Consider the following 11,154-nt stretch of genomic DNA (forward strand, 5'->3'; position numbering starts at 1 on the left):
ATCGCGTCTGGCGGGCAGATGACGGAATAATGCAAACTCCTGCTTCAGCCGCAACCAATCCCAATGCGGTTTGTATTTCGCGAACCTCCTGCACTGCCGCCGGTCCCACAATACCCCTCCGGTGAAGGCCGCGGACATGATATCGCGTGCCATTTTTTAACCGGCTATACACGCGGTAATTTGCCTGCAACGATGCTGAACTCCTCGATAGTCAAACCAGTCAGCGTCGGCATTTCCCAGTCGAAAAATCGAGTATCGTGGATGGCCTGATTAATTAGCAGCCGAGTGGCTGACAGCTCTCGAAGGGAGAGGTCTGTCCTCGGAACAACGTCGGCAACTTTGTTGGCAATGGCATCGACTATTGGCCCGATTGTCGTCGACACGATCACAATGTGGCCGTCGGCTTCGAGCTGGAGGAGTGCCTCACGCACAACATTGCTCAGCGCGTGATCATTCATTTACGCTGTCCCAGTTGTTTCTCAAATCGGTTCCTCTGGTATGTGACTTGCTCGCAAACAACGGCCTGCCTACGTGACGCTAGCCGACACGCCGCATCTTCGCGAGTGGATTTTTGATAGCACATTCCTGAGTGTTGGAACCGGGTCCAGTACACTCGCCGACTATGGCCGCCCGGTTAGGCAGCCCGCCCCCTTAAAGACTTCGGTGGTGTCCAGTTCCACGGCAGCAGTTGCTCCAGCCTGCTGATCGACGTGTCCGCAATGTTGGTGAGGACGTCGGCAAGCCAGGCCTGTGGGTCGACGTCATTGAGCTTGGCGGCCATGACCAACGTGGCCATGAAGGCGGCACGTTCAGCACCACGATCCGATCCGGCAAACAGCCATGACTTCCTGCCGAGTGCAAAGCCTCTGAGCGCTCGTTCGGCAGCATTGTTCGTCAGGCAAATCCGGCCGTCATCGAGGAATGACGTAAAGCCATCCCATCGCTTGAGCATGTAATCTATCGCCTCGGCGACGGAAGAACTGCGCGACAGTTTTGCCCGCTCAATTTGGAGCCAATCATGCAGCTCTTCGGCGATTGGCAGGCTGTGTTGGCGGCGGCGCTCCAGACGCTGCTCGGCGGCAAGACCGTTGATCTCCCGTTCGATATCGAACAGGGCATCGATCCGTTTGACGGCCTCCAATGCCATTGGCGAGATCGGCGCAGCTTTGCTGCCACGTTTGGCGTTCGTGGCGATGTCGGCCAGCACGAAGAACTTGCGGCGTGAATGTGCCCAGCAGAGTACTTGGCGCAGAGGCGCAGGATCGCGGTCTACCTTGAACAGCGGATTGTAGCCGCCATAGGCATCCGCCTGCAATATGCCGGTGAAGGACTTCAGATGTCGCTCGGGATGCTCCTGCCGCCGATCCCGAGAGGAATAGTAGAGGGCGGCGGGCGGTGACTGTCCGCCGAAGGGTCTGTCATCCCGGACGTAGGTCCAGATGCGACCGGTATCGGTCTTTCCCTTCGCCAGGATCGGCACGGTCGTGTCGTCGCCATGCAGTCGCTCGGCTGCCAGGACATGGGCCTCGATCAACGAATGGATGGGCTTCAGGGCCGCGGCACAAGCGCCGACTTGATCGGCAAGCGTCGACAGACTGAGATCGACGCCTTCACGGGCATAACGCTCGCTCTGGCGGTTGAGCGGCTGGTGCTGGGCGAACTTCTCGAACAGGATCATCGCCAGAAGGTTCGGGCCAGCAAAGCCGCGGGGTGTGACATGGAAGGGTGCTGGCGGCTGTGTAATCTTCTCGCATTCGCGGCAAGTGAACTTCTCCCGCACGGTCTGAATGACCTTCCACTGACGCGGGATGACCTCCAGCGTCTCTGTGATATCCTCACCGAGCTTCGACAGCTTGGCCGAGCCGCAGCAGGAGCAGTTTGTTGGGGCAGCAATGACGACACGTTCGCGTGGCAGATGCTCGGGAAACGACTTGCGTGAAGGACGCTTGCGCTCGAAGGCCCTGACGGTTGAGGCATTGGCTGCGATCTCTGCTGCCAGTTCATCTTCGCCTGCATCAGCCTCCAACTCCTCGAGCTGCAATTCCATCTGTTCGAGAAGCCGCGCTTTGCGCTCGGAGCGGCTGCCGTAAAGCTCTCGGCGGACCTTCTCGATCTCCAGCTTCAGCCGCGCGATCAGCGCCTCGGAATGTGACACGAGCGCCTTTGCGCTGGCGGCTTCTGCCTTGGCAGTCGCCGCTTCTACCTCGGCAACAACACGCCGCGAACGCTCTTCGGCCAGCAGTGCAAGCGCACTGGCAAGGTCATTTGGAAGCTGGTCGACGGGGTTGCTCATGGGGAGATGGAATCATATTCGCCCCCGCCATTCCAGTGTTTTTGCTCATCCAGCCGATGTTGGTCGCCAGGTCCTTTGCGGCATCCGCCAGTCGATGCCCGTTCAGAGGTAAGGGAATAGGCCTACCTCACCAGTCGGATGGGAGCACATCGCGTTCTCAGGTGATTTCCTCTGGCAGCAGGCTGAGAAAAGCAGGTCCCGGAAAATGCTTGTCATCTCGGACGAAGTGCAAGCGGTCTAAGTGCTCTCTCATTGTTCACGCGAAACGCTGTTCAGAGGGAAACCAACGCGACGCCCTCACGCAGAATCGTACCATCAGCAGGTCTTGTTGACGTACTCGCGCTGTGGCAGATCTTGGGATAAAGTGCTGTCGCAGGCAAACGCTTTGGCCAGTGTGGGAATGCGTTACGCTTTGACAAACCAACACCGCGACCTGCGAGAAACAATGTCTTCCAACCGACCGGGAAACCCACGCACTCCAGTTTATGAGCCGATCATACCACATCCGAGCGAGTTTTTCGTTTGGCGCAACGATGATTATCCCATGTCGTGGAGTGTCTGGAACGCCCATCCAGAATGTGAAATTCATCTGATCTGTCGTGGCGAAGGCACCTGCCATATAGGCGACCATATTGGTGGTTTTCGCGAAGGTGATCTGTTTCTTGTTGGCCGTGACCTGCCGCACAACTGGGTGACGCCGTTGGATGAGAGCGACGTGGTGAAGGGGCGCGATACAGTCATTCAGTTTGACGAGGATCGGCTGGCCAAAGCGGAGGCGTTCATTCCTGAGCTGGGTAGGCTCTCTGTGCTTTTACGCGATGCTCGCAGAGGGATCATGTTTCATGGCGAAACCCGGCACAAGGGTGGGGAACTCGTCATCGAGATTGGAAAGGCCACGGGCGTTAAGCGGTTTGCCAAGTTTTTGGAACTCTTGCATATCCTCTCGTCAAGTAGTGAGCGCGTGCTCCTGTCGTCGGAGGGGTTTTCTCCGAGTGCCAATGCCGTTGCCAATCGGATAGTCAGCGGTGTCCTTCAGCATATCAATGCGAACGTCAACAACGACATCCGCCTGGCGGACTGCGCCGCACTTGCGAGGCTGACCGAAAGCTCGTTTTCCCGCTTCTTCAGGAAGCACACCGGCAATACGTTCACCCGGTATCTCAGCGAGCTTCGGATGGCGAAAGCATGCGAACTTCTCGCACATACCGACCTGCCTGTGACCCAAGTCTGCGACCGGGTGGGGTATGACAACTTGTCGAATTTTAATCGAACGTTCCGGCTTTTGCGCGGAATGTCGCCACGAAACTATCGTCAATTGGAAAAGCAGAGAAGGTAATTTGTTATCCCGATATTCTCGAAAACTAGGGATTGTGAGCATATACTTTGATAAAATATCATCGGTTTTGCGCATGTCGAACGCTAGTTAATTTTTCCCCATTTCCTTATCTTTCGACTAGGAAATGAGGGAGGATGTGAGATGGTCTACAATGCAGCGGTCGATAGCAACGCTCTCTACGATCGGGCACAGACTTCTGAAATAGCCGGTCACCTTAAGAGCGACACCATCTTCCCAACGAATGTTTTCGGGTGTCCTGATACTGCAGGCTTCAATGTGGTGTTGCGGCAGCAATCCCAACTGATCTTCATTGATCTACCTAGCTCGGATCCAGACAGTACCCCTTCACAATGCTGGAGGGAACTTTCTGAACAGTTCAACTCAATCTGCCTCGGGCTGATCCTTGAGGCGGATGCAGGTAGTGATGCCGCAGCAGGCATCATAGCTGACGGGATTACAGGTGGTGCATTACCCGCCGCAATCGCTGTTATGGGATATGATCCGTCATTCGCAATAATGTTCGAATGCGTGGCACGACGCATAGGCGATCCCGTCAATCGGGCGGTCACGTCATTGGCATATGGTATCCCGTTCGAATGGCCAGTCGTTGCTTTCTTTCTGATGCCCGACGACCCGCAATTACTGGATTGCGTAAAAGCATGCCGTTCGTTGGAGAACATCGGCGTCCCGGCGCAGATGCAGATTGTGGCGGCGGGCAGCGTAGCCGGGGGACGAAACATAGTTTTCGCCGGTGAGCGCGAATGCTTCTTTCGAGAGCATCTGGCCTCCCATTTCCCGAAAATGTTCTAGCGGCCGACCCCATCTGACTTTGCAATTCATAATGACACCCAGGGAGGAAAAAATGTCATCACAACGACTAGCCGGGAAATGTGCGATGATCACCGGGGCTGCACGCGGTATCGGCTTGGCCTTTGCCAAGGCATATGCTGCCCAAGGGGCAAGGGTCGCCATCTGCGATATCGATATGGCACGCGCCGAAGAGGCCGCGAGGGACGTCGGCCGTGAAGCAATAGCGATCAAGCTCGACGTCACACAGAAAGATAGCATCGAGGCTGCGGTGAACGGCGTTGTCGAGATGCTCGGGCGCATCGATATTCTCATCAACAACGCCGCGCTGTTCACGGCCGCACCCTTGGTGGAGATATCGGAGGCCGATTATTGTCGCGTGTTCGATGTCAATGTCTACGGGCCGCTGTTTACAATGCAGGCTGTCGCAAAGCATATGATCAGTCGTGGCAAAGGCGGCAAGATCATCAACATGGCATCTCAGGCCGGTCGCCGTGGCGAGCCGCTGGTCTCCGTTTATTGTGCAACCAAGGCAGCTGTGATCAGTCTGACCCAATCTGCCGGTCTCAATCTGATCGAGCATGGCATCAACGTGAATGCGATTGCTCCGGGTGTCGTCGACGGTGAGCACTGGGACGGCGTCGATGCTTTCTTTGCCAAATACGAAGGCAAGGCGCCCGGACAGAAGAAAAAAGAGGTCGGGGAGGCCGTTCCCTATGGTCGAATGGGCACGGCCGAGGACCTTGTCGGCATGGCGGTCTTTCTCGCTTCGAATGAATCCGACTACGTGGTATCGCAATGCTACAATGTCGACGGCGGACAGTGGATGAGCTGATGGATCTCTATCTCAAAGACAAAGTCGCAGTCATTACCGGCGGCTCGAAGGGTATTGGCCTTGGGCTGGCGCGAGCCTTTGCACGAGAAGGCTGCCACGTCGTTATAACGGCACGCACGGCGGCGGAGGTAGAAAATGCTGCTGAAGCTATCGCTAGCGAGTTTGGCGTGATTGCTCACGCCGTTGCATCAGACGTCTCGTCGGCCGATGGCTGCCAGGCGATCATCGAGGCTGCGGCTGCACTGGGCGGCGCCGATATTTTCGTATCCAACGCAGGCACCGGGTCCAATGAGACGGTAGCCGAAGCGCCTGACGAGAAGTGGTATTCCTACTGGGATCTCCACGTCATGGCGGCGGTGCGCCTCAGCCGGAGTCTGGCCGACCAGATGGAGGTCAAGGGCGGCGGCGTCATGCTGATGAACGTATCTATCTGCGCGGTGCAGCCGCTCTGGTATGAACCTATCTATAACGTCACGAAGGCGGCCCTGCTGATGTTTGGCAAATGCCTGTCGGTGGAGATGATCAAACGCAATATCCGCGTCAACACCCTCAATCCCGGACTGATCCGCACACCGGACTGGGAAAAAACAGCCCGGGAATTGGCAGGAGATGGCTGGGAGGATTATCTGCAGAAGGTTGCGGATGACAATGCGGATATCCGCCGTTTCGGGACGATTGAGGAACTCGCGGATTTCTGCGTCTTTCTCTGCTCGCCTCGAGCCTCTTACAGTGTTGGCTCCGCCTATCATGTCGATGGCGGGATGCTAAAAACTGTCTGAAGATTGCCTGAGCGGGATTTAGACTTGGTGCGCCGCCCGGTCGCATGTGTGGCAGCCCGAGAGACATTCTAAATGTCTGATGCAGATCAAGTGTATGGCTTTGGAAGCCATACACTTACTTCGAAAACTACATGTTTGATGCAGGTGGTTCTTGCCAGCCGATGGAACTGCCAAGATCGGTAGTGTGGCATCCGGTAAGGAACAGTAAGGCGACAAATAGCAACGCGAAGCGGGTCATAGTCATTCATTTTATTTTTGATGTCGGTATCTCTGCCCGAATGGCGATGAAGAACAATTCATGCCGGCGATCAAAATTGGCACGGTAAAACCATTGAAGATATCGAGTTTGTTTTGAAGAACACGTTCAGCTAATTTGATAGGCATGCATTCGCTGACGATCGATCAATTGCTGGTTTTCACGACGGCCGTCGACGCGGGGAGTTTTTCCGGCGCTGTTCGGGCGCTTAATCGTGCTCAGTCTGCGATCACCTATTCGATATAGAAGCTGGAGGACCAGCTTGTCATGCCACTGTTTGATCGAACAGGCTACCGTTCAGCTGCAACGGAAGCCGAAGAGAGATATCTCTCTCCGCTGTCCGGGATAATTACGACGATGTTCTTTCCGGCATTCTGCGGTCGCGCCGCGAGAACGAGGGCGACGGAAACCGCGGCGCCGGACGATGTTCCGATCAGAAGGCCCTCTTCCCGTGCGACCAAAAGCGCCATTTCCCGCGCTTGGGCGGTCGTGACGGCAATCACTTCATCGACGACGGTGCTGTCGTAAGTCTCTGGCAGATGGGTCTCGTCCACCTCCGTAACTTTATGGACTCCTTCGATCGCCTCCGCATAAGGATTGTCTTTCGTGGGCACGGAATCCGCTGTCGGTTCGCAGACGACTACTTGCAGTTCCGGTTTCCGCTCCTTGAGGAACCGGCCGGCACCGCTTATCGTCCCGCCCGTGCCAACCGTGCCAACCAATATGTCTACCGCACCGCCGGTATCTTGCCAGATCTCTGGACCGGTCGTTTCCGCGTGAATGAGCGGATTGGCTGGATTGGTCCGTTGATCGGTAAAGAACGCTTCGGGATTCTCTCTTTTTATTCGCTCCAGCACAGCGAAAATTCCGTCTGGAACCAGAAATTCATTGTTGTCGACCAGCACGACCTCCGCGCCAAACTGGCGCAGGATGTTGATCTTATCCTGACTGATGATATCCCGAAGGTAGAACTTCGTCCGATATCCCCGGGAGGCTGCCACCGCAGCAAGGCCGATCCCCGTATTGCCGCTGGTGATATCGACCAGCAAATCGCCTAGTCTCAATCTGCCGCTCCTCTCTGCTTCCTTGATAATAGACCAAGCAGTGCGGTCCTTGATGCTGCCGGCTGGGTTGAGATATTCGATTTTGGCAAGGATACGGGATTGAATGTCTCTGCTTTTTCTAATCCTCTGCAGATCGATAAGCGGGGTGTTCCCTATAAGTTCTGATAGCTCACTGTATATTCTTGCCACTGCGCGATCTCCTGCGACTTGGATTTGAGTAACGGGTTCACCCCCCGGTTGGCAGTCCATCAAGCTGCGGTAGCGCCAGCGGCTTGCCGCCCCGATTGATCCTCATGTGGCTGCCGCGGGGACGGGAGGCCAAGCAGCCCCCGTAAGGTTTTTGCCTCGTAAGCAGTGCGGTAGAGCTCACGGCGCTGCAATTCAGGGATCACGAGATCGACGAAATCGTCCACGCCGTCAGGCATGGATGCGGGAATGATGTTAAACCCGTCGGCGGCGCCAATCTTGAACCAGTGCTCCAGATCGTCTGCTACTTCCTCGACCGAGCCGACGATGATGCGGTGCCCGTGCGAGGCGATTGCCAACGCCGCGAGGTCACGCAGCCTGTAGCCTTCGGCGTGCGCTTTTTTCAGCAGAAGCTGTACACGGCTTTGACCGTGAACGTTGGTGCCGGGTTCCGGCACCGGTCCGTCAAGATCGTATCCCGAAAGGTCATATCCCCAGCGGCCGGAAAGCTGACGAATACCCGCCGCAATATCCGTACTCTCCTGAAGAGCCGCGAATTTCTCGACGGCTTCGCTGTGGGTTCGTCCCACCACGGGCATGACGCCAGGAAAGACCAGAGGTCCTTGTGAGCCGGGTATGGACGCGGCGGCAGCCGTGCGCAGGGCTTCTCGATACGACAAGGCATCCTCGATTGTATCCTGCGCGGTGAAGGCTATATCGGCCTTTGTCGCGGCGAGCGCGATGCCATCGTTGGAGGAGCCGGCCTGGAAGATGACGGGATGGCCCTGAGGTGGGCGGGAAACATTGAGCGGCCCGCGAACCGAGAAAAAGCGCCCTTTGTGATTGACCTCGCGAATACGCGCGGACTCGATGAAAGCACCGCGCGCCTTGTCCAGTACGAGCGTGCCGTCATCCCAACTGTTCCACAGTTTTTTCACGACATCGACGAATTCGGCCGAGCGCGCGTAACGCTCGGCATGATCGAGCAATCGCTCATGCCCGAAATTCTGGGCCGCGCGATCCGACTGCGAAGTCACCACGTTCCAACCGCTTCGCCCACCACTGATGTGATCGAGCGAAGCGAGCATTCGGGCCACGTTGAACGGCTCGGAAAAGGTGGTGGAGATGGTCCCCACCAGACCGATATTGGTGGTGGATGCGGCAAGCGCGCCAAGCAGGGTCAGCGGCTCCAGCCCGCCGGCCTTGCCCTGCTCATGCGGATTTGGGCCGACGAGGCCATCAGCCAGGAAGAACATATCGAAAAGCCCTGCTTCAACCTTTCTGGCGACACGGATCGCCCAGGCGAGATCTTCCGGATGCCCCTCTGCCTCCGGACGACGCCATGCAGAGGGATGCCGTCCGACCGGCTGGTGAAAATATCCGAAACGGATTTTCCGGTATGGCTGGTTTTGGGAGCCGGAATACATGGGAATGATCCTTATGACCGGGAGTCTTGAAACATGTGCTCAAACCGCCCGCCGGTGCGGGCGGAAACGGCTGGATTGCGGATCGGAATCCAGCATCGCCGCCAGCAACGAGCGCGTGTAGGGATGCTGCGGATTACCGAAAACCTCGTCGCGCAGGCCCTGTTCAACGATCTGCCCCCCCTGCATGACCGCGACGTGGTGGCTGACGGAATAGATGCTGTCGAGACCGTGGGCGATGAACAGATAGGTCAGCCCGAATAGGGGTTGCAGTGCCTTGAACAGGGCGAGAATTTCCGCCTGAACGGACACGTCGAGTGCGGAAACCGGCTCGTCGCAGACGAGCAGCTTTGGCCGCACGCTGAGCGCGCGCGCGATTCCCACGCGCTGCCGCTGGCCGCCCGATAGTTCATGCGGGTAGCGGCGCGCGAAATCTGCGGGCAAACCGACCGTCTCCAGCAGCTCGACAGCCGCACCCTCAATGCTTTTCCCCGCCAGCAACCCGTGGGCGTCCATCGGCTCGGTTACAATGGCGGCGATCTTCATGCGTGGGTTGAGCGAGGAGAACGGATCCTGGAATATCATCTGGATGTCTCGTCCGCGCTTGGTCGCCTCCTTCCCGGCTTTTGAAAATATGTCGGCGCCCTCAAACAGCACGCTGCCCGAATCCGGAGCGGTCAGACCGGTTATGACGCGGGCGAGCGAAGATTTGCCGCTACCGGATTGCCCCACCAGCCCCAGCGTCTTGCTGGGCCAGATGCTGGCGGAAACACGATCCAGCGCAAGCGGGTCGCTGGAGCGGGCGAACGCACCGCCCTGTGCCGGATAGCGTTTGACCACATCGCGAACCTCGAGCAACGGCACCTTCGGTTCCTCGTCTTGGGCGACCGGTTTCGGATAGGCGGGCGACCCGTCCATGACAACGGCGGGAATGCGCGGCGCCAGCGAAACGAGACGGCGTGTATAGGCGTGTTCCGGCTGGGCGAAAACGGCGTTTACGGGCGCACTTTCCACCAGCGCGCCATCCTTCATAACCGCGACCCGGTCGGCGATCTGCGCGACGATGGACAAATCATGGGTAATGAACAGCAGGCCAATATGTGTGCGCGCCACCGTTTGCACCAGGAGTTCTAATACCTGGTTCTGGATGGCGTTATCCAGCGCAGTCGTTGGCTCATCGGCGATGAGCAGGCGTGGCTCGCCCGCCATGGCGATGGCCAGCATCACTCGCTGGCGCATCCCGCCGGAAAGCTGGTGCGGATATTTGCCGAGAACGCTGCGGGGATCGGAAATTCCCATGAGATCGAGCAGTTCAGCCGCGCGATCGTCTCGCGCTTTTCGGGCAAGACCTTTCTTGTAATGAAGAACTTCGCCGATTTGATCGCCGATGGTCAAAACCGGGTTGAGAGACGAAAGCGGCTCCTGAAAGACGATTCCTACTTCCGATCCGCGCAGACCCCGCCAACCGCAATTGTTGAGCCGCGTTATGTCCTTACCATTTACCGTGGCGATATCGGCGCGGAAGAATGCCCCTTTGGGCAGAAGGCCGAGCACGCTGAGAGCCATCAGGGTCTTACCGCTACCGGATTCACCGACCAGAGCGACGATCTCGTTTGGAAACACATCGAGGTCGACGCCGCGAACGAGGCTTTGCTCACCTTCGCGTTTCGCAAGGCTTATCCCGGCATTGCGATAACGTAGGATGGGAACGGGGAGTGAAGGTCTGGTCATGGCATCCTCGGGTCAAGATAGTCGCGCAGCCAGTCGCCGATCAGGATGATGCTGAAGACCGTCAAGGTCAGCGCCACGCCGGGGAACGTTGCGACCCACCAGCTTGTCGCCAGCGCCTGCCGCCCGTCGCTCAGCATCTGTCCCCAGGAGACCTCTGGCGGCTGGATGCCGAAACCAAGGAAGCTGAGGGAGGATTCGGCAAGGATGACCGAACCGATATTAAGCGTCGCAACCACCACGAAGGCGGAGATTGTGTTGGGAAGAATATGCCGCAGAATGATCCGCGCCTGACTGACCCCGCCGATGCGGGCCGCGCTGACGAATTCCATTTCCTTGATATGCAGCACTTCCGCTCGCACGAGCCGCGCATAAACCACCCAATTGGTGACGGCAATGACGCTGACGAGCGGTAACATGCCGCTCCCGGCCACCAGCGCCACCAC

Annotated in this window: 11 protein-coding genes; 5 read left to right on the plus strand and 6 right to left on the minus strand. The window is 57.5% G+C overall.

The genetic code is table 11. The annotated features are described in order from the left end of the window. Positions 1 to 164: 164 nt before the first annotated feature. A complete protein-coding gene (locus tag RS75_RS20680) occupies positions 165 to 458 on the minus strand; it encodes a hypothetical protein (RefSeq protein ID WP_003521946.1) in 294 nt (97 codons plus the stop codon). Between the two features lie 176 nt (positions 459 to 634). Continuing rightward, positions 635 to 2,293 (minus strand): IS66 family transposase, encoded by a 1,659-nt coding sequence (gene tnpC, locus RS75_RS20685; RefSeq protein ID WP_045023973.1) that lies wholly within the window; start codon positions 2,291 to 2,293, stop codon positions 635 to 637. A gap of 445 nt (positions 2,294 to 2,738) precedes the next feature. On the opposite strand from tnpC, the gene RS75_RS20690 reads away from it, so the two are divergent. The 5 genes from RS75_RS20690 (at position 2,739) to RS75_RS27390 (ending at position 6,552) form a co-directional block, all read left to right on the plus strand. Continuing rightward, on the plus strand, positions 2,739 to 3,629 hold the full coding sequence (locus tag RS75_RS20690; RefSeq protein ID WP_045023989.1) for an AraC family transcriptional regulator: 891 nt from the start codon (positions 2,739 to 2,741) through the stop codon (positions 3,627 to 3,629). Between the two features lie 141 nt (positions 3,630 to 3,770). Then, complete coding sequence (locus RS75_RS20695; RefSeq protein ID WP_045023975.1) at positions 3,771 to 4,439, plus strand: hypothetical protein; 669 nt, start codon at positions 3,771 to 3,773, stop codon at positions 4,437 to 4,439. Positions 4,440 to 4,491: 52 nt separating this feature from the next. After that, positions 4,492 to 5,271 carry an L-iditol 2-dehydrogenase gene (locus RS75_RS20700; protein WP_084687129.1) on the plus strand — a complete coding sequence of 260 codons (780 nt, stop codon included), beginning with the start codon at positions 4,492 to 4,494 and terminating at the stop codon, positions 5,269 to 5,271. Then, positions 5,271 to 6,050 carry an SDR family NAD(P)-dependent oxidoreductase gene (locus RS75_RS20705; protein ID WP_045023978.1) on the plus strand — a complete coding sequence of 260 codons (780 nt, stop codon included), beginning with the start codon at positions 5,271 to 5,273 and terminating at the stop codon, positions 6,048 to 6,050. Before RS75_RS20700 ends, RS75_RS20705 begins: the two co-directional genes overlap by 1 nt. A 382-nt stretch (positions 6,051 to 6,432) precedes the next feature. Further along, on the plus strand, positions 6,433 to 6,552 hold the full coding sequence (locus tag RS75_RS27390; RefSeq protein WP_120947726.1) for a LysR family transcriptional regulator: 120 nt from the start codon (positions 6,433 to 6,435) through the stop codon (positions 6,550 to 6,552). A gap of 44 nt (positions 6,553 to 6,596) precedes the next feature. Here the strand turns inward: RS75_RS27390 and RS75_RS20715 are convergent, their stop codons facing one another. From RS75_RS20715 to RS75_RS20730, 4 genes are all read right to left on the minus strand, one after another. After that, positions 6,597 to 7,559 carry a PLP-dependent cysteine synthase family protein gene (locus RS75_RS20715; protein WP_045023990.1) on the minus strand — a complete coding sequence of 321 codons (963 nt, stop codon included), beginning with the start codon at positions 7,557 to 7,559 and terminating at the stop codon, positions 6,597 to 6,599. A 59-nt stretch (positions 7,560 to 7,618) separates the two neighbouring features. After that, the gene (locus RS75_RS20720; protein WP_045023980.1) at positions 7,619 to 8,983 is read right to left on the minus strand and encodes an LLM class flavin-dependent oxidoreductase; all 1,365 of its coding nucleotides are present in this window, start codon (positions 8,981 to 8,983) and stop codon (positions 7,619 to 7,621) included. 39 nt (positions 8,984 to 9,022) lie between these two features. Continuing rightward, positions 9,023 to 10,711 (minus strand): dipeptide ABC transporter ATP-binding protein, encoded by a 1,689-nt coding sequence (locus RS75_RS20725; protein WP_045023982.1) that lies wholly within the window; start codon positions 10,709 to 10,711, stop codon positions 9,023 to 9,025. Next, positions 10,708 to 11,154 (minus strand): ABC transporter permease (locus RS75_RS20730; protein ID WP_045023984.1); only part of this gene is annotated, 447 nt, incomplete at its 5' end. The genes RS75_RS20725 and RS75_RS20730, both read right to left, overlap by 4 nt.

Origin of the sequence: Rhizobium nepotum 39/7 (assembly GCF_000949865.1) — a bacterium.
In the GTDB taxonomy this organism is placed as follows: Bacteria; Pseudomonadota; Alphaproteobacteria; order Rhizobiales; family Rhizobiaceae; genus Agrobacterium; species Agrobacterium nepotum.